12 protein-coding genes, 1 pseudogene and 1 other annotated feature are annotated in these 20162 nt (G+C 45.4%); of the genes and pseudogenes, 8 read left to right on the top strand and 5 right to left on the bottom strand.

The genetic code is table 11. From position 1 onward, the window contains the following. Nucleotides 1-105: 105 nt before the first annotated feature. Both AB4517_RS03075 and gltB read right to left on the bottom strand, forming a co-directional pair. Nucleotides 106-1575, bottom strand: a complete 1470-nt coding sequence (locus AB4517_RS03075; protein ID WP_372147872.1) for a glutamate synthase subunit beta — start codon at nt 1573-1575, stop codon at nt 106-108. Further along, complete coding sequence (gltB, locus tag AB4517_RS03070; protein ID WP_372147871.1) at nt 1575-6122, bottom strand: glutamate synthase large subunit; 4548 nt, start codon at nt 6120-6122, stop codon at nt 1575-1577. Before gltB ends, AB4517_RS03075 begins: the two co-directional genes overlap by 1 nt. 529 nt (nt 6123-6651) lie before the next feature. On the opposite strand from gltB, the gene AB4517_RS03065 reads away from it, so the two are divergent. The 4 genes from AB4517_RS03065 (at nt 6652) to AB4517_RS03050 (ending at nt 12443) form a co-directional block, all read left to right on the top strand. After that, the gene (locus AB4517_RS03065; protein ID WP_017059306.1) at nt 6652-7605 is read left to right on the top strand and encodes a TIGR01212 family radical SAM protein; all 954 of its coding nucleotides are present in this window, start codon (nt 6652-6654) and stop codon (nt 7603-7605) included. 91 nt (nt 7606-7696) lie between these two features. Beyond that, complete coding sequence (locus AB4517_RS03060; RefSeq protein ID WP_372147870.1) at nt 7697-9448, top strand: diguanylate cyclase domain-containing protein; 1752 nt, start codon at nt 7697-7699, stop codon at nt 9446-9448. 174 nt (nt 9449-9622) lie between these two features. After that, complete coding sequence (gene arcB, locus AB4517_RS03055) at nt 9623-11992, top strand: aerobic respiration two-component sensor histidine kinase ArcB (protein ID WP_017059308.1); 2370 nt, start codon at nt 9623-9625, stop codon at nt 11990-11992. 7 nt (nt 11993-11999) lie between these two features. Further along, the gene (locus AB4517_RS03050) at nt 12000-12443 is read left to right on the top strand and encodes a hypothetical protein (protein ID WP_372147869.1); all 444 of its coding nucleotides are present in this window, start codon (nt 12000-12002) and stop codon (nt 12441-12443) included. Nucleotides 12444-12579: 136 nt separating this feature from the next. On the opposite strand, the gene arcA is transcribed toward AB4517_RS03050, so the two are convergent. Continuing rightward, nucleotides 12580-13296, bottom strand: coding sequence for a two-component system response regulator ArcA (gene arcA, locus AB4517_RS03045; protein ID WP_004741534.1), 717 nt, complete (start codon nt 13294-13296; stop codon nt 12580-12582). A 429-nt stretch (nt 13297-13725) separates the two neighbouring features. Then, nucleotides 13726-13827 (bottom strand): annotated as a pseudogene (locus tag AB4517_RS03040) (ribonuclease activity regulator protein RraA); the annotation flags it as partial. Between the two features lie 47 nt (nt 13828-13874). Between AB4517_RS03040 and AB4517_RS03035 the strand changes: the two are divergent. After that, on the top strand, nt 13875-14360 hold the full coding sequence (locus AB4517_RS03035; RefSeq protein ID WP_017059310.1) for a putative 4-hydroxy-4-methyl-2-oxoglutarate aldolase: 486 nt from the start codon (nt 13875-13877) through the stop codon (nt 14358-14360). 112 nt (nt 14361-14472) lie between these two features. Here AB4517_RS03035 and AB4517_RS03030 read toward each other — a convergent pair whose 3' ends face one another. Next, nucleotides 14473-14931, bottom strand: coding sequence for a hypothetical protein (locus tag AB4517_RS03030; protein WP_017070076.1), 459 nt, complete (start codon nt 14929-14931; stop codon nt 14473-14475). Between the two features lie 317 nt (nt 14932-15248). After that, nucleotides 15249-15367, top strand: a sequence feature (Thr leader region). A gap of 29 nt (nt 15368-15396) precedes the next feature. On the opposite strand from AB4517_RS03030, the gene thrA reads away from it, so the two are divergent. From thrA to thrC, 3 genes are read left to right on the top strand one after another with little or no spacing between them, the layout of a single operon-like run. Then, nucleotides 15397-17856: a bifunctional aspartate kinase/homoserine dehydrogenase I gene (gene thrA, locus AB4517_RS03025; RefSeq protein WP_372147868.1), complete on the top strand. Its 2460-nt coding sequence runs from the start codon at nt 15397-15399 to the stop codon at nt 17854-17856. Nucleotides 17857-17873: 17 nt separating this feature from the next. Continuing rightward, nucleotides 17874-18830: a homoserine kinase gene (thrB, locus tag AB4517_RS03020; RefSeq protein WP_032545653.1), complete on the top strand. Its 957-nt coding sequence runs from the start codon at nt 17874-17876 to the stop codon at nt 18828-18830. Beyond that, the gene (thrC, locus tag AB4517_RS03015) at nt 18827-20110 is read left to right on the top strand and encodes a threonine synthase (RefSeq protein ID WP_102394353.1); all 1284 of its coding nucleotides are present in this window, start codon (nt 18827-18829) and stop codon (nt 20108-20110) included. Before thrB ends, thrC begins: the two co-directional genes overlap by 4 nt. Nucleotides 20111-20162: the final 52 nt, after the last annotated feature.

Raw genomic sequence — 20162 nt, 5'->3', positions numbered from 1 at the left:
GCCAGATAGAAAAAAGGCTAGCATCGAGTGCTAGCCAAATATAAAAGTTAGGAAGGGTATTGCTTTTCCTCTAGGCTAACGTAATTGACGTTAGCCCGAGAAATATTATGCGGAAAGCATGAGTGAATCAGCTTTCGCTTCTAAGTTTGAGTTACCCATTAAGAAGTCATCAATGGCAATTGCACATTCACGACCTTCATTAATACAACGTACAACTAGAGATTGACCAGTACGCATATCACCAGCAGCGAAAACGCCTTTCTGGTTCGTTGCAAAACCTTCAGAAGCGACGTTACCGCGCTCGTCCAGTTTAATGTCTAGTTGAGCAAGCACGCCGGTTGGCTCCGGGTGTAAGAAGCCCATTGCTAGGAATGCCATGTCACAAGGAATAACACGTTCAGAGTTCGCGACTTCATCAAAGCCTGGACGCTCACCTGGTTTCGCATCTTGCCAAACGATGTCAGCAATACGTAGACCCGTCACTTGACCTTGCTCGTTACCGATGAACTCTTTGGTTAAGATGTTCCAGTGACGTTCACAACCTTCTTCGTGAGAAGTGGTGGTTTTCATGATCATTGGGTATTGAGGCCAAGGCATGTTTGCAGGGCGCTTCTCTGGTGGGATCGGCATGATCTCAACCTGAGTAATGCTCGCTGCCTTATGACGGTTTGATGTGCCCACACAGTCAGAACCAGTATCACCACCACCGATAACCACAACGTGCTTATCTTTAGCGTGAATCTCTTCTGTTTTAAGATCTAGGTTGTTAGCACGGCGGTTGTTTTGACCAAGGAATTCCATGGCAAAGTGAACGCCTTTCAACTCACGACCAGGGATTGGCAAGTCACGTGGAACCGTAGAACCACCCGTTAGCAATACCACATCAAACTCTTGGCGTAGCTGCTGAGCGTTAACATCAACACCGATGTGTTGGTTAACTTTAAACTCAACGCCCGCTTCAGCCATTAGGTTGAGCTTACGATCAATCACGTCCATACCCAGTTTGAAATCTGGGATACCGAAGCGAAGTAGACCACCGACTTTCTCGTCACGTTCAAATACCGTTACCGAGTGACCAGCGCTGTTTAGCTGCTCCGCTGCGGCTAAGCCAGCAGGACCTGAACCGATAACTGCGACAGTTTTACCTGTGCGAGAGCGTGGTGTTTTAGGTTTTGCGTACCCTTCACGGTACGCAGTTTCAACAATCGTTTTCTCGATATTACAGATAGTGATTGGGTCTTGGTTGATACCAAGAACACAGGCACTTTCACAAGGAGCAGGACAAACACGACCGGTAAACTCAGGGAAGTTGTTGGTAGAGCTTAGGATATTCCAAGCCTCTTCCCAGCTGTCACGGTAAACCGCATCATTGAATTCTGGGATGATGTTACCAATCGGACAGCCGTTGTGACAGAAAGGTACACCACAGTCCATACAACGAGATGCTTGAGTATTGATCTTGTCACCAAACTCTTCGTTAAGTACGAACTCTTTGTTGTCTTCAATACGAACCGATGGATCGAGCTTCTTTGGAAGCTCGCGACCGTGTTCTAAAAATCCAGTAGGCTTACCCATTATACTGCCTCCACTTCTTCCGTTTGTGCCTGTTGTGCTTCAGCTTTACGCTTCTCAAGAACTGCTTTGTAGTCGCGTGGCATAACTTTAATCAGTGATGCAACACTTGCTTCAAAGTTGTCTAGGAAAGACTGAGCAACTTCACTTCCTGTGAATTCAACGTGCTTGGTTAGCATATCTAGTAGAAGATCTTTATCTTCTTGTTCAATTGGATCTAGGTCTACAAGTTCTGGGTTAAGCTTGGTTTCGAAGTCACCCGCTTTGTCCCAAACATAAGCGACACCGCCACTCATGCCCGCAGCAAAGTTACGACCTGTTGAGCCAAGGATAATCGCAACACCGCCAGTCATGTATTCACAACCGTGGTCACCAACGCCTTCAACAACAACCTTAGCACCAGAGTTACGAACACAGAAACGTTCGCCAGCCATACCGCGAATGAAAGACTCACCTGAAGTCGCACCGTAGAAACATACGTTACCAACCACGATGTTATCTTCAGCAACGATAGAAGATTTCGCATCTGGGTACAGTACCAATGTACCGCCAGACAGACCTTTACCCCAGTAATCGTTCGCGTCGCCTTCGACTTCGAACTTAACGCCTTTCGCAAGGAATGCACCGAAAGATTGGCCCGCACTACCGTGGAATTTAACGTTCATTGGTTGTGGTAAACCTTGGTCTTTGTAAACCTTCGAGATTTCGTTCGACAGCATGGTACCTGCAGAGCGATCCGTGTTGATGATAGGGAAGGTCGCATTCACGGCTTCGCCTTTCTCAAGTGCTGGAATTGCAGCTTGAATCAACTTACGGTCTAGAACGTCTTCTAGGTTGTGATTTTGTTTTGTCTGGTTGTAGATACCGTCTTCAGCACGAGCCTGCTCAATGTGCAGTACTGGTGTTAGATCTAGGTTCTTGTACTTCCAGTGGCCGATGTCATCGCGAACTTTAAGTTTGTGTGATTGACCAACCATTTCGTCGATAGAACGGAAGCCAAGCTCAGCCATTACTTCACGTAAACCTTCAGCCATGTATTGGAAGAAAGTCACTACGTCTTCTACGCGGCCGTCGAAACGCTCACGCAGAGTTTTGTTCTGTGTTGCAATACCAACAGGACATGTATTTTTGTGACACTTACGCATCATGATACAGCCTTCAACAACCAATGCTGCTGTTGCTACGCCCCATTCTTCAGCGCCTAGTAACGTTGCGACTGCAAGGTCTCGTGGTGTTTTCATCTGACCATCAGACTGAACAACGATACGGTTACGCAGGCCGTTTTTCAGTAGTGTTTGGTGCGTTTCTGCTAGACCAAGTTCCCAAGGCAGACCTGTGTGACGGATAGAAGACATCGGAGATGCACCTGTACCACCATCAAAACCTGCGATAAGTACCACGTCAGCTTTTGCTTTCGCTACGCCTGATGCAATCGTACCTACGCCTGCTTCCGATACTAGCTTCACGTTTACACGGCCATTACGGTTAGCATTTTTCAGATCGTAGATTAGTTGAGCCAAATCCTCGATTGAGTAGATATCGTGGTGTGGCGGTGGCGAGATAAGACCTACGCCCGGAGTCGAGTGACGTGTTGCGCCGATCCAGTCATCAACCTTATCACCAGGTAGTTGACCACCTTCGCCAGGTTTCGCACCTTGAGCCATCTTGATTTGCAGCTCATCAGCGTTAGATAGGTAGTAAGACGTTACACCAAAGCGACCAGAAGCCACCTGTTTGATTGCTGAACGTTCCCAGTCGCCATTTTCTTTACGCTCGAAACGTGCTGGGTCTTCACCACCTTCACCTGAGTTTGATTTCGCGCCAATGCGGTTCATCGCAACAGCGAGTGTTGAGTGAGCCTCATGCGAGATTGAACCAAAGCTCATTGCGCCTGTTGCGAAACGCTTAAGGATGTTCTCGATTGGTTCTACTTCCGCTAGAGGAATAGAGCCTGCAGGGTTCTTGATGAAGTCCAGTTGGCTACGTAGCGTTGCTGCGTTGTCGCCTTGGTCATCAACTGCTTTTGCGTACTTCTTGAACTGACCGTAATCTTTGTTACGCGTCGATTCTTGAAGTAGAGAAATCGTTTCTGGGTTGAATAAGTGTTTCTCACCACGTTGTTTCCACTGGTAAACACCACCAACATCAAGGATCTGAGCTGGAATTTCACGAGCTGGGTAACCAACACGGTGACGAACCAATACTTCTCGCGCGATATCGTCGATCGTTAGACCTTGGATACGAGAAACAGTACCTGTGAAGTATTTTTCAACCACTGATTTGCTAACACCAAGTGCTTCAAAGATTTGTGCACCGTGGTAAGACTGCAGCGTAGAGATCCCCATCTTAGAGAAGATCTTAAGTAGACCGCCGTTAACACCTTTACGGTAGTTATCGAATAACTCACGTGGGTGTACGTTTGGATCTAGCTTCTTAGTACGTTGCAGTTCAACAATCGTTTCAATAACTAGGTATGGGTTAACTGCGTTTGCACCATAACCGATAAGCGTTGCAAAGTGGTGTGTCTCACGAGCGTCGCCCGTTTCAACAACGATGTCACACTTAGCACGTAGACCTTTACGGATTAGGTGGTGGTGAACCGCGCCAACCGCCAGCATTGCTGGAATAGCGGCATGGTTAGAGTTAACCGCACGGTCTGTCAGTAGGATGATAGAGTAGCCATCAATCACTGCGTCTTCTGCGTATTGGCAGATACGCTTAAGTGCGCGCTCTAACTTACCTTGGTCGCCATTTGCTTGGAATACGATATCCAGCGTCTTCGCCTGAAGGTGCTCGTTATCGATTGCACGCAGTTTTTCTAACTCAGAGTTAGACAGTACTGGAGACTCAAGTTCTACTTTTTGACAGTGCTCAGGTGTTTCAGCAAGTAAGTTATGGTCTTTACCTAGGTAAGTGTTCAGAGACATAACCATGCGCTCACGAATCGGGTCGATCGGCGGGTTAGTTACTTGTGCAAACAACTGTTTGAAGTAGTTTGAAAGGTGCTGCGATTGGTGAGAAAGAATCGCTAGCGGCCAGTCAGCACCCATTGCAGAAAGTGGCTCGTAGCCTGTTTTCGCAAGAGGTAGAATGATTTCGTTTACTTCTTCAGAACTCACGCCAAACGATTGTTGTTTGTGTAGTAGTTTCTCTGGAGAAGGTTGGCTAAATTCGTTGCTCGCATCCGGTAGCTTTTTCAGGCTCAGAAGGTTCTCTTCAACCCACTTTTCGTAAGGTTGTGCTTTAGCAATGCTGTCTTTCACTTCTTCATCAGAAATGATGCGGCCTTGCTCAAGGTCAGCAACGAAGATACGACCTGGTTGTAGACGACCACGGTACTCAACGTTTTCAGGTGCAATCTCAACAACACCAGACTCAGACGCCATTACTAGGAAGTCGTCTTTAGTTACTGTGTAGCGAGAAGGACGCAGACCGTTACGGTCAAGTGTTGCACCTACTTGAACACCATCGGTGAAACATACTGATGCTGGGCCATCCCATGGTTCCATTACGTTCGCGTGGTACTGGTAGAACGCACGACGAGTTGGATCCATGTTTTTGTTTTCTTGCCATGCTTCCGGGATCATCATCATCAACGCGTGTGGCAGAGTACGACCTGAAAGAACAAGTAGCTCAAGTGCCATATCGAAGTTTGATGAATCCGAACTACCTTCCTGACAGATAGGAAGTAGCATGTCGATTTCAGCTTGTGTAAACAGATCCGATTCTAGGATTGCTTCACGTGCTTTCATCCAGTTCAGGTTGCCGCGAACCGTATTGATTTCGCCATTGTGCGCGATGTAACGGAAAGGCTGAGCTAGACGCCAACGTGGGAATGTATTGGTAGAGAAGCGAGAGTGTACTAGTGCTAGAGCTGTCACCATGGTTGGGTTTTGCAGATCTAGGAAGTACTGAGGAACTTGTTCAGTTGTTAGCTGACCTTTGTACACCAATGTCTTGTAAGACATAGAGTTGATGTAGAAGTCATCACCGATATTTGAAACGCTTTCTAGGCATACACGAACCGTGTAGTTACGTAGAACATACAGTTTACGCTCAAGCTCTTCTGGTGTGATACCAGGGCCGCCAGAAATAAATACGTGTTCAAATTGAGGTTCAGTGCTTAGTGGGTCAGCACCAATCATTGAATTGTCCGTTGGAAGTTCACGGTAACCGATAACTTCTAACTCAAGGCGTTGTGCATTGCGTTCTAGAATGTCACGACACTGTGCACGTTTGTGTTCATCTTTAGGGAAAAGTACAACACCAACACCATATTTTTCAAAAGATGGCAGCTTAATTCCAAGCTTTACGGCTTCTTCTAGTAAGAATTCGTGCGGCTTCTGTAGCAGGATACCTGCACCATCACCAGAACACGGATCGCAGCCTTGGCCGCCACGGTGTTCCATACGTGCAAGCATATCGAGTGCTTGAGTTACTACATCATGAGATTTGCGATTCTTTAGATGCGCAACAAAACCGATACCACAAGCGTCATGCTCCAATTCAGGAGTATACAGACCCTGTGAGTTCTGCTCTTGATCTACCATAGATACATCCTTCCAGTTAAATCTAGGCGCAACTTATTTGTATAAAGTCAGCCTTGTCCTTTTATATTTATGGGTCTAAACCTGCCTATGCTGGCGGTTTGAATCCTTTCCGTATCTCGCAGGAAAAGTATTGCGAGAAAAACAATCCTTAGTGATACCTGTTTATTTTTAACCACAAACTAGTGGTTTATATAGGTGGGAGTTAGATATCACCGACTTATTAGCAAGTTTTCGTTGTAAGTAAATACTCAAAAATAGCCAATATGTGTAAGTATCCTACAATTTTGTCTAGGCGAATTGCAATGAAAGTTGACCCATGTAGACCATTTTTTTCGTTTTATTTTGAATTTAATGCCTAACAAATGTGCAACATTAGGCAAATAGAGCCGATTTTTTGCATGTTTATTGATATTTGTTAGGTTGCTCGCAAAAAGCCTTGAGTAAACTAATTGGTCGAATTTTGCAGGGATGTAATTTTTTTTCAAAAAAGACTGATATTCATTCTTATTTACTTGAGTGCTTTGAAAATATGCAATTACACGAGTTGGTCAATACTATCGGCCAAGACCTTCAACGCCGTTATGGCGAGAAGGTTCACAAGCTGACGCTTCATGGTGGTTTCAGCTGCCCAAACCGAGACGGGACAATTGGCCGTGGAGGTTGCACGTTTTGTAACGTGGCTTCCTTTGCCGATGAACAAACTCAAATTCAAAGTATTGCTGACCAGCTAAAAGATCGTGCGGGTGAGATTGCTCGTGCCAAGAAGTACCTGGCTTACTTTCAGGCGTACACCAGCACTTATGCTGAGGTGCAAGTGCTCAAGAATATGTATGAAGAGGCGCTAAAAGCACCCGGTGCAGAGATCGTCGGCCTTTGTGTTGGTACGCGACCAGACTGTGTGCCTGATGCGGTGTTGGATCTGTTAGCGGGCTACGTTAAACAAGGCTATGAGATTTGGCTCGAGCTTGGCCTGCAAACCGCCAATGATAAAACCCTCAAGCGAATTAACCGCGGCCACGATTTTGCGGTGTATGAAACGATCACCCAACGCGCACGCGCTTTAGGTATCAAGGTGTGTACTCACCTTATTGTTGGTCTACCAAAAGAAACTAAAGCGGATAACCTTGAAACCTTAGACAAGGTATTAGCCGTTGGCACCGATGGTATTAAGCTGCACGGCCTTCATATAGTAGAGGGCAGTACCATGGCTAAGGCGTGGAAGGCAGGAAAGCTAGAAGCCCCAAGCCTTGAAGAGTACATCGATATCGCGAGTGAGATCATTCAACGCACGCCTGCGGACGTGGTTTATCACCGTGTTTCTTCAGCGGCGAGACGCCCAACCTTACTTTCTCCTTTATGGTGTGAGAACCGCTGGTTAGCGATGACTGAAATAGGTCGTTCGTTGGATAAAACCGGTGCTCAAGGCATCAAAACGGGCTCTGCATTCGAGTACACGTTGCCTGTTTTAAACGCGGCCAATTAATAGAAATGGGTGACTGTAGGTAACAGCTGATAAAACCAATAAATAGTGGTAACATTTCCCTAACAGATTTTATGGTATAGATTGAGAGTAAATGGAACTGGTAATGACTTGGTTGTGGGACAGGGCGTATGGCTACGGTATTTATATCGTTGTTGTATTGCTGATTGCTCTCATCTGCTGGCATCTCTATTCTCGTTATCAGTCGCATATCGAAACGCTTCTACTTGCTACCCCGTCGCCACTCTACTTTGTTGATGTTCGAAGTGGCGAAATACTCTATGCCAATCGCCAAGCCATGCAGTTGCTTGGTATCCGCCAAATCGGTGTTAATTTTCGCTTTCCTACTGTGGAAAGCGAGAACAGCTTTCGTCACTACTTAACCAACCACATCAACTCTCGAGCCTTCGAGCAGGTCTCCCTGTGGGCGCTTTCTGAATTTGAGTCGTTCAAGATCAACTTGATCGGTCGTAAGATCCATTTTAGAAATAAGCAGGCTTGGATGATTCACGCCTCACCTTATAAAAACACTAACGAAGAACTGTCCCAAGAAGTTCGAGAACTGAATGTTGCTTGTACCGCTTTGGATTCTTTGTCTGAGCTGATCTACGTGAAAGATCAGAAAGGTCAGTTAGTGACGAGTAATCGCTCGTTTAAAAAGTTTTGGCATGGTCGTGCTGAAGAGGGCACCCTGAGTGTTTCTGGTGGAGTATTAAAAGGTCGTGTAAGTGAACGCTCTTGGACTACAGATCAAGATGGAAAAAGCTGCTTGCTTGAAACCTACCAAAGTGTGCTGCTTTCCCAAGATGGAGAAACCATCGGCACGCTCTCTATTAGTCATGATGTGACCGATTGGCATGACATGCAGCAGAAACTGCGTGGCGAGATGGAGAAGCGAAAAGATACCGAAGTGGCACTTGCGCAGCGTGACACCATCTTGCAAAACCTCCTGGAGGCCAGCCCAGACTCGATTGGTATCTTTAATGAAAACATGGTTTATCAAGCGTGTAATAAACCATTTGTGGCTGCGCTGGGTATCTCTGAAGTCAGTGACTTGATCGGTAAACGTTTACAAGATGTGGTGCCACATAGCATCTATACGCGAATATCAGAAACCGATCATCAAGTGCTTCATCAAAGTAAATCACTGCGTTATATCGACAAAGTGGTCTCAAGTGATGGAACATTTACTTGGTATGATGTAGTCAAATCACCGTTTAGAGATCCAGCATCGAGCACTAATGGTGTGTTGATCATGGCGCGTGATATTACAGAGCGTTATCTAGCAGAACAAAAGCTTGAAGAAGCCAACCTTGAACTTGAACGCCTCAGCTTTATGGATAGCCTGACTAAAGTGTCTAACCGACGTCGTTTCGATGAACAGCTCTCTACACTGTGGCATTATCATGTGCGTGAGAAGCTGCCACTGACGATCATGCTATGTGATATCGACTTCTTTAAAGGCTACAACGACTTTTACGGACACCAACAAGGCGATGATGCTTTGATTCAGGTTTCTCAGGCATTTAAGCAGGTGTTGAATCGTTCATCTGATTGTGTGGCTCGTTATGGTGGTGAAGAGTTCGGCTTTATTCTGCCAAATACAACGACCGAAGGTGCTCAGCTGGTGGCGCAGCGTATTCATGATGAAGTCCTAAAATTGGAACTTGCGCATGAGAAGTCGACAGTCTCTGAATTCATCACGGTGAGTATTGGTATTATCTCTTACATTCCTACACCTGATGATGAAATGGAATCGGCTGTTGCCTTGGCTGATAGTGCGTTGTATCAAGCGAAATCAGACGGTCGCAACCGTTCAATGGTGCATCCATACTCAATTCGCTAACGCTATAAAATTGGCAATTTGATTATCCCCGGCTATTTTTGCTTAGTTAGTATTTGTATTGGTTAATTAACCTTCGAAATTACCGCTGAACACTTGCTGCGTGTGATGTAGCTAGCTTACCTCCCATCTTCAAACAGGGTAGAATGTTGCTAGTCTTATCGCATGGAGCGCTAAATGAAACCCATGAAAAATCTTGCCCAGTATTACGTGGATCTACTCGTAAAACTGGGGATTGTCCGCTTTTCTATCTTACTCGCCCTAGCGCTTGTTGCCCTCGCTGTTGTTGTGCAAGTCGGTATCACCCTTGCACTCAAAGGCAATGTTGATGACATCGACATTGTCCGTTCAGTTTTCTTCGGTTTAGTGATCACGCCTTGGGCGGTTTATTTTCTGTCAGTGGTCGTGGACCAGTTGGAAGAATCACGTCAAAGGTTAGCGAAATTGGTCTCTAAACTTGGCGACATGCGTGAGCGAGACCAAGAACTCAACAATAAAATGCAGCTCAATATCGAGAAGCTTAATCAAGAAATTGAAGAGCGTGAAAAAGCGGAAGAAGCGCGCGCAGAAGCAATGCAAGATCTCGAAAACGAGGTGTTCCAGCGCGAGCGTACTCAGCTTGAACTCGCAGAACGTACTGCACTGTTACGCTCGTTTATCGATGCCTCGCCTGACCTTATTTACTACCGTAATGAAGATGGTGTGTTCTCTGGTTGTAACCGTGCGGTTGAAGAGCTCACTGGTAAAACAGAAAAAGAGCTAGTTGGTTTAACTCCTTGGGATGTTTACAGTAAAGAGGTCGCTCAGCAAGTTGTTGAAACCGATAAGAAAGTATTTGCTGACAACCAAGCACTGACTTATGACCAATGGCTTGAATACCCAGATGGCCGCAAGAGTTACTTCGAACTGCGTAAAGTGCCTTTCTACAGCAAAGATGGTCGTCACTTGGGCTTGGTTGGTTTTGGCCGCGATATTACTGAGCGTAAAGAGCATCAAGAGTCGTTAGAAAAAGCCAGCCGCGATAAGACCACCTTTATCTCAACTATTAGCCACGAGTTAAGAACGCCGCTCAACGGCATCATTGGCTTGAGCCGCATGCTGCTTGATAGCCAACTGACCACCGAACAGCGCAAGCAGATGCAAACCATCAAGGTGAGCGCGGTGACACTGGGTAATATCTTCAACGATATTATTGATATGGATAAGTTCGACCGCCGTAAGCTTGAACTCTTCCCTACGCCTATTAACTTTGAAGATTTCGTTGTCGAGATCGAAAGTATCTCTGCGTTGATGGCTGAGCAGAAAGGGTTAAGGTTCGATCTAGAAAGATTGTCTGATCTTCCAGCTGCTGTTGAGGTGGATGGTACTCGTCTTAGACAGGTACTGTGGAACCTTGTTAGTAACGCGATGAAGTTCACCAAAGATGGTGGAGTGGTGATGACAGTCAGCGCCGACATTGATGGTGACTTTGCCAACATTACGATGGAAGTGGAAGATACTGGTATTGGTATCCCTGAAAGTGAAATCGAGAAGATCTTCGCGATGTACTATCAGGTGAAATCGGGCACGGACAACTTGCACGCTGTCGGCACGGGTATTGGTCTCGCTGTCTCTCAACAGCTAATTAATATGATGGATGGCCACATTGAAGTCATCAGTGAAGAGGGCTTTGGCAGTACCTTTACGGTTTCGATTCGAGTTCCAGTGAATCACGATACTCAGGCTCTGATCAAAACGCCAAGAAAACAGTCGAATCTTAAGATCTTTATGGTCGAAGACATTGAACTCAATATCACAGTGGCTCGCTCTCTACTTGAAAGCCTTGGCCATGAAGTGACAGTCGTGATGACGGGTAAAGAGGCGCAAATTGCTTTCAATCCTGAAGACTATGATTTGGTGTTGTTGGATATCCAACTGCCAGATATGACGGGTTTCGATATTGCTCAATACTACCGCGAGAAATACAGCCAGCTACCGCCTTTGGTGGCGTTAACTGCGAACGTATTAAACAACAAGCAAGAGTACTTCCAGAAAGGCATGGACGAAGCGATCAGTAAACCTTTGTCGGTTCGAGCTATCCAAGATGTCATCAGTGAACTTATCGAAGATGCACCAGAGGTAATTGAGAAGGTAGCGGGCACCGATAAGGTTGAGAGCATTGATAAAGTCGACGCGAGTAAGCCTGTTCTTTCAGAAATTGATACCATTTTGCTTGATATTGATATGCTAGAGTCTTATGTTGATATTGTTGGACCGAAACCGGTTTTGGATAGCATCGCGATGTTCGAAGATATGATGCCGGAGTATATGGAAATATTGAACTCCAACATGGTCGCGAAAGATAAAGCCAGTATCGTTTCTGAGGCACATAAGATTAAAGGTGCTGCAGGTTCTATTGGTCTGAAACGCATCCAACAAGTTGCCCAGAAAGCTCAATCTCCAGATTTGCCTGCGTGGTGGGAGAACATTTCAGATTGGGTTGATGAGATAAATAACGAATACCAGAATGACATTGAAGTTTTAAAGAGTTGGTTAAATCAAAGGTAGAAGAATAATGAAAAAATTAGCATTCGCCGCATGTGTAGTGGCATTAGTGGGTTGTTCTGCGCCACAAGTAGAATGGCAGCAAGATAATCAAGTCGAAGTATCTGCAGTAACAGTTACCATGAAAAGCAACCTTTGGCACAACAAGATGCCAACGATTGGCGAGACTCAAGATAAGACCCTACATGGTGCTATCTACCTAGAGTCAGACTCACAACTGCCAGCAACGCTTGCGGTTGAAAGTGTTACGGTTAAACAGGGTGCAGACACCTTGTTGGTAACGGCTGACGATCTTGATTTAAGAACACACAGTGAAACTCAATGGGAAGTCGCGTTTGTATGGCAGCTAGAAATCGACAGTGGCAAGCCTGTTGATGTGGCGGTGGAACTTAAAGATGGCGAAACCGTGAAGTGGTTAGTAGAGAAAGACGTTAAGGTGGATACGGTTTACTAAAATCTTATCCAATTAAGAACAATAAAAAAGGGAGAATGCGTTGGCATTCTCCCTTTTTAATAACTATTGATGACGCTTCTAGTGTTCAAAACACTTACTGGTGAGTAGTGCTAAATGGTAAGAGGCGCGAATCGAATTAGTCTTCTAGGTCACCACAAAAGCGGTAGCCTTCACCGTGAATCGTTGCGATGATTTCTGGCGTACCAGAAACAGATTCAAAGTGCTTACGAATACGACGGATTGTTACGTCTACAGTACGATCGTGTGGCTTAAGCTCACGGCCAGTCATCTTCTTAAGAAGGTCAGCACGTGTTTGGATCTTACCTGGGTTCTCACAGAAGTGAAGTAGAGCACGGAACTCTGAACGAGGTAGCTTGTAGCCTTCGCCATCTGGGCTAACCAGAGAACGACTGTTGATATCTAGTACCCAACCGTTGAACTCATACTTCTCAACGCTACGCTTCTCTTCTTGAACAGAGCTTGTGCTCATTGAACGGTTCAGAAGGTTGCGTGCACGGATAGTCAGTTCACGAGGGTTGAAAGGCTTAGTGATGTAGTCATCAGCGCCGATCTCTAGGCCAAGGATCTTATCAACTTCATTATCACGACCAGTTAAGAACATAAGCGCTACGTTTGCTTGCTCACGTAGTTCACGCGCAAGTAGTAGGCCATTCTTACCTGGAAGGTTGATGTCCATAATTACAAGGTTAACTTGGTTGTCAGATAGCACTTGGTGCATCTCTTCACCGTCGCTAGCCTCAAAAACAGCATATCCCTCTGCTTCAAAAATACTCTTTAGAGTGTTACGAGTTACTTGCTCATCTTCAACGATAAGAATCTGCGGGGTTTGCATTTGGCGGTACCTAAATTTGTGACGAAACTGTGCTAATAGAATAAATTCTAGGCAAAAACATAACATACAGGTAATGTATTTTTGATGATAACTTAAAGTTTTCAAAAAAACACTTACTTCCAGCTATCTGCCTTCCTTGAAGTATTGCCCAATAACGTAGATCCAGTACGCCTTTCAATCATTCTTTTAGTGATTGGAGTGGATTCTATAATGTTAACAGCATGCTAACAACGCGAGAATGTTAATTCCATTCACTTTGTTGATTTACATCAATTGCCGTATCGCAACAAACTTTAATAGTATGGCTACAACTTAACCAATGTTATGGTGACTATTTAGCACCAAAACAAGAATGATTATTCGAGATGCTTCGCACATCTTGCCTGCTAAAGACCGGATTATGAACCAAGGAAGCTGAAAGCTGTCTTAAGAGTCTAGTAGATAAATATGCTCAATCAACTTTTATTGAGTAATAAATTGAGCATAGAACAATGAAAACAAAGGATTAATTTTAATAACATATAAAAGCATAGAGGCTAGCCTGACATAACCGGTAACGCCTTACTCACGGAGGATATATGCACGATATAACACCCGACTTGTGTGATGAGTTTGAAAGCGAAGTCACCCTACTGAACATGCCATTGCAGAACTTCGGCCAACGTGGTGCGTTCTTTGGAAAAATTGTAACAGTTCGTTGTTATCACGATAATTCCAAGGTTCGCGAGGTTTTAGAGACCGACGGCTGTGGCAAAGTGCTTGTCGTTGACGGAAATGGCTCATGCCAGAAGGCGCTGCTTGGCGATCAACTCGCTATTCTCGCGATAGAAAACGGTTGGGAAGGCGTGATTGTAAACGGTGCGGTGCGTGATGTAGGCATGATGTCGCAAATGGACCTTGGCGTTCAGGCGTTAGGTGCATCGCCATTCAAAACAGAGAAACGCGGTGTCGGCCAAGTGAATGTGACACTCTCTATACATAATCAACTGATTCAGCCTGGTGACTATATTTATGCCGATTGGAATGGCGTGTTAATTTCATCTGAGCTGTTAATTGAATCGTAACTGACTCAAATTGAATGCCGTTGATAGATTAGAACGGGGAATGGTTTGTGATGTACTAAAAGTTTGGATCTCAATCCGCACTAATCTGTTAATAAAGAACAAGCTAAAGAGACTAAAAGCGAAACCCTAGTCCCACTTCAACACCTTGCTGCCACTCTTCATAATCAAGGGTGGCATGCAAATCTAGGTTATCTGTTAGTTGCACTCGGCTGGAAACCTCTGCGGCTACCGATTTCTCATTGTCTTCGGTCTCGTCTTTATAGGTGTGTAGAGAACTGTTAAAAGAGACTCTTTCTGAGAACTGATAACTGACACCACTCAAGAATCCACTTTCCTGTTTCAGTGCCGCACTATTGATACGTGTACCGACGTAAAGATCCACATCTGAAAACAAGCTATAAGAGTAGCCACTGTCTATCTTCCAAGTATCGAAGCTTTCACTCGACGCGTTTTGTGTGGAGATAAAGAATTTATGAGAAGAACTATCGATCTGGCTGGGTAGTAGAGGCAAGCTATTCGCTGAACAAACAACAGGCATAGCAAAAGCCAAAAGAATAAGTAATCTCTTCATTTCCCACTCCTGATGTCATTATTATTGTTCTTCGAACGTTATCGTTCAATTAAAGCACAGAACTTGTACGTTCGCTGCACAATCGATATAGCATTTTGTTATGACTATATATGCAATTGATCACTCTTGCCTGTTCAATGAGTAAATCCAGTATCTTAAGTGAAGGTTTATACAGGGTGTTTTATCCCTTAAATGACGGTTTGCTCTGAAAAACGGTGCGAATGTAAAAAAAACGCAACTTTTCATTGACGTCCAGTGGTAAAAATTGATACACGTAGAGTAAAGCACAAGCAGAGAATTTGATATGCAGCACGTAAGCCACCTAGTAATGACCACAACCATTATTATTACCGACATTAACATTGTTGGGGCAGGCTGCTAAGTAACGGATTTTAAAAAAAAGGCCTGTATCCAACAAGATACAGGCCTTTTTTTGTACCATTTTTATGACTTATGGAGAAAGGGATGCGCGTTTTAAAGTTTGGAGGTTCATCATTAGCTGATGCAGATCGTTTTTTACGAGCGGCTGATATCATCGCTAATAATGCCCAGCAAGAAGAGCTAGCCGTTGTACTATCGGCTCCAGGAAAAACAACCAATAAGTTGGTCGCTGTTATTGAAGCTGCACTGAAAAATGGTGAAGCTGACGCACAGATTACAGAGATCGAATCTTCATTTAACACACTGTTTGCAGAGATCAAAGCGGTCGTGCCTTCTATCGATGGTGCCGCGTTTCAAGAGCAGGTGGATACCTCTCTTGCTCAGCTAAAGCAGTTCGTGAATGGCATCAACCTACTTGGTATGTGCCCGAACCACGTTAATGCTCGCATCATCAGTAAAGGTGAGCGAATCTCTATCCAGTTAATGAAAGCGGTACTGGAAGCGAAAGGCCAACCAGCAAGCCTGATTGACCCTGTCCAATACCTATACGCTAAAGGCGATCACCTTGAAGCTATGGTCGATGTGGATGTCTCTACTCAGAACTTCCAACAATCTCCACTTCCTAAAGGTCACGTTAACATCATGCCTGGCTTTACTGCGGGTAATGAAAAAGGTGAGCTAGTCACACTAGGTCGTAATGGTTCTGACTACTCAGCGGCTGTGTTAGCGGCGTGTCTACGTGCTGATTGCTGTGAAATCTGGACTGATGTCGATGGCGTTTACAACTGTGACCCACGCTTAGTTGATGATGCTCGTCTGCTCAAGTCTCTTAGCTACCAAGAGGCGATGGAGCTTTCTTACTTTGGTGCTTCGGTTCTACACCCGAAAACCATTGCTCCTATTGCGCAATTCCACATTCCTTGTCTGATCAAAAACAGCTTCAACCCACAAGGCGCAGGTACTTTGATTGGCCAAGACACTGGCGAAGATAACCTAGCAATCAAAGGTATTACGACGCTAAGTGACCTAACCATGGTTAACGTATCAGGCCCAGGCATGAAGGGCATGGTAGGTATGGCGAGTCGTGTATTCGGCGCGATGTCTTCTGCTGGCGTTTCTATTGTCCTTATTACTCAATCTTCTTCTGAGTACAGCATCAGCTTCTGTATTGAATCGGCTGATAAGGTGAAAGCGAAACAAGTGTTGTCAGACGCGTTTGAACTTGAACTTAAAGATGGCCTGTTAGAGCCGGTTGAGTTCATGGATGACGTTGCGATTGTAACGCTGGTGGGTGACGGTATGCGCACTTCACGTGGCGTAGCATCTCAGTTCTTCTCTTCTTTAGCTGAAGTGAACGTCAACATTGTTGCTATTGCTCAAGGTTCTTCAGAGCGCGCTATTTCAGCGGTTATCCCTGAAGACAAAATCTCTGAAGCAATCAAAGCGTGTCACGAGAACCTATTTAACTCTAAGCACTTCCTAGATGTATTCGTTGTGGGTGTCGGCGGTGTTGGTGGCGAGCTTGTTGACCAGATCCAACGTCAGCAAGGCAAACTGGCTGAAAAAGGCATCGTGATTCGCGTATGTGGTTTAGCAAACAGTAAAGGTTTGTTGCTAGACAGCGATGGTCTACCGTTAGAGCAGTGGCGTGACCGTATGTCGAGTGCGACTGAAGAGTTCAGCCTAGCGCGTTTAGCGGCTTTGGTTCAACGTAACCACATCATCAACCCAGTATTGGTTGATTGTACGTCTAGCGAAGGTATTGCGGCGCAGTACGCTGATTTCCTAGCGGCTGGTTTCCACGTAGTAACACCAAACAAGAAAGCAAACACAGCAAGCATGGCTTACTACCATCAGCTTCGTGAAGTTGCACGCAACTCACGTCGTAAGCTGATGTACGAGACAACAGTAGGTGCAGGTCTACCGGTCATCGAAAACCTACAGAACCTTATCTCTGCAGGTGATGAACTTGAGAAGTTCAACGGCATTCTTTCAGGTTCACTGTCTTACATCTTCGGCAAGCTTGATGAAGGTATGACACTGAGCCAGGCAACCAATATTGCAAAAGAGAACGGCTTCACTGAACCGGATCCTCGAGATGATCTATCTGGTATGGATGTGGCGCGTAAGTTGCTTATTCTTGCTCGTGAAGCAGGCATGGCGCTTGAACTTGAAGATGTTGAAGTAGACCAAGCTCTGCCACCGGGTTTTGATGATTCAGGTACGGTTGAAGAGTTCATGGCTCGCCTACCAGAAGCGGATGCTTACTTCAAAGAGCAGTCAGCTATCGCAGCAGAAGAAGGTAAAGTACTTCGTTATGTGGGTGAAATCGCTGAAGGTAAGTGTAAGGTTCGTATCGCTGCTGTTGATGGCGACGACCCAATGTTCAAGATTAAAGATGGCGAGAACGCATTAGCATTCTACAGCCGTTACTACCAACCAATCCCTCTAGTACTGCGTGGCTACGGCGCGGGTACTGAAGTAACAGCTGCTGGCGTATTCTCTGATGTGATGCGTACTCTTGGTTGGAAATTAGGAGTTTAAGAATGAGTTCAAGTGATATGGATGTTGTCGTTTATGCTCCTGCATCAATCGGTAATGTCAGTGTAGGGTTTGATGTGCTGGGGGCCGCTGTGTCTCCAGTGGATGGCACGCTGCTAGGTGACCGAGTTATGGTTAAAGCCGGTGATGAACCATTCTCACTTAAAACTGCAGGCAGCTTTGTTTCTAAGCTGCCAACTGAAGCAAAAGAAAACATCGTTTACGACTGCTGGGTGGTGTTCTCGAGAGAGCTTGATAAAAAAGGCGTTACGCTAAAGCCTTTAGAAATGACACTAGAAAAGAACATGCCTATCGGTTCAGGTTTGGGTTCTAGTGCATGTTCAATCGTCGCGGCACTGGATGCGCTAAACCGTTTTCACGGTCAGCCCCTGAATGAAACTGAACTGCTTGCTCTGATGGGTGAAATGGAAGGCAAGATTTCAGGTGGTATCCACTACGATAACGTTGCGCCATGTTACCTTGGTGGTGTGCAGCTCATGCTTGAAGAGCTAGGCATCATCAGCCAAGAAGTACCGTGTTTTGACGACTGGTACTGGGTAATGGCTTATCCGGGTATTAAGGTTTCAACGGCTGAAGCGAGAGAGATCCTACCATCTCAATATCGTCGTCAGGATATTATTGCTCATGGTCGTCACTTAGCGGGCTTTATCCACGCGTGTCATTCAGGTCAACCTGAACTGGCGGCGAAGATGATCAAAGACGTGATCGCTGAACCATATCGTGAGAAACTGCTTCCAGGGTTTGCTGATGCTCGTAAATACGCGCTGTCAGCTGGGGCACTGGCTACTGGTATTTCTGGTAGTGGTCCAACTCTATTTAGCATTTGCAAAGAACAAGATGTCGCCGAGCGTGTTGCACGCTGGTTAGAACAAAATTACGTACAAAATGAAGAAGGATTCGTTCACGTTTGTCGCCTAGATAAGCAGGGTTCGATCGTTACAGGAAGTGAGTTATGAAACTGTACAACATCAAAGAAAATGATGAACAAGTCTCTTTTGGCCAAGCCGTTCGTCAAGGCTTAGGCCGTAATCAAGGTCTATTTTTCCCATCTGAACTGCCAAAGTTTGATGATATCGATGCGCTGCTAGCAGAGGACTTTGTCCCTCGTAGCTCAAAGATTCTGTCAGCATTGATTGGTGATGAATTACCAAAAGAACAGATCGACCAAATGGTGGATGCAGCGTTCCAATTCCCTGCACCAATCAACCAAGTAAAAGACGGCGTTTACGCGCTTGAGCTTTTCCACGGTCCAACACTGGCGTTTAAAGATTTCGGTGGCCGCTTTATGGCTCAATCTTTAGCAGCTGTTTCTGATGGTGGTCAAATCACTATCTTAACGGCAACATCAGGTGATACTGGTGCGGCGGTTGCGCATGCTTTCTACGGCATGGAAAACATCAATGTTGTGATTCTTTACCCGAAAGGCAAGATCAGCCCACTGCAAGAGAAGCTGTTCTGTACGCTTGGCAAGAACATCCACACTGTGGCGATTGATGGTGACTTTGATGCGTGTCAGGCTCTAGTTAAAGACTCATTTGATGACGCTGAACTGCGTAAAGAGATCGGTCTTAATTCGGCAAACTCGATCAACATCAGCCGTTTAATGGCTCAGATCTGTTACTACTTTGAGGCGGCTTCTCAGCTGACTAAAGAGCAACGTGAAAACCTCGTTATCTCTGTACCAAGTGGTAACTTTGGTAACCTAACGGCTGGTCTATTGGCTAAAGCGCTAGGTCTACCTGTTAAGCGTTTTATCGCAGCAACTAACGAAAATGACACTGTTCCTCGTTACCTAGAAACAGGTCAATGGGATCCAAAACCGACTGTTGCGACAACATCGAACGCGATGGACGTAAGCCAACCAAACAACTGGCCTCGTATCGAAGAGCTTTGCCAACTGAAAGGTTGGGGCTTAGATACACTAGGCAAAGGTAAAGTATCTGACGAGCAGAGCGCTGAGTCAGTTCGCGACCTAAAAGCACAAGGTTACCTATGTGAACCACATGGTGCGATTGCTTACCGTCTACTGGAAGAGCAACTGCAAGAGAACGAAACTGGCTTGTTCCTGTGTACAGCACACCCAGCGAAATTCAAAGAAGTGGTTGATGACATCCTAGGTTCTGATATCGAACTGCCTGGCCCGCTAGCAAAACACGCGGCGATGGAATTGTTGTCTGAAGATCTTGATAACGATTTTGAAGCGCTAAAAGCTGTGCTTCGTCGAGTTCAACCGTAACGTCCATTTGTTTTTCGAACAAATAAAAACGGCGCTCAATGAGCGCCGTTTT

This window comes from Vibrio sp. 10N.222.52.C3, assembly GCF_041474195.1.
Taxonomy (GTDB): Bacteria; Pseudomonadota; Gammaproteobacteria; order Enterobacterales; family Vibrionaceae; genus Vibrio; species Vibrio crassostreae_C.
This window is presented reverse-complemented; position numbering and strand designations above follow the sequence as displayed.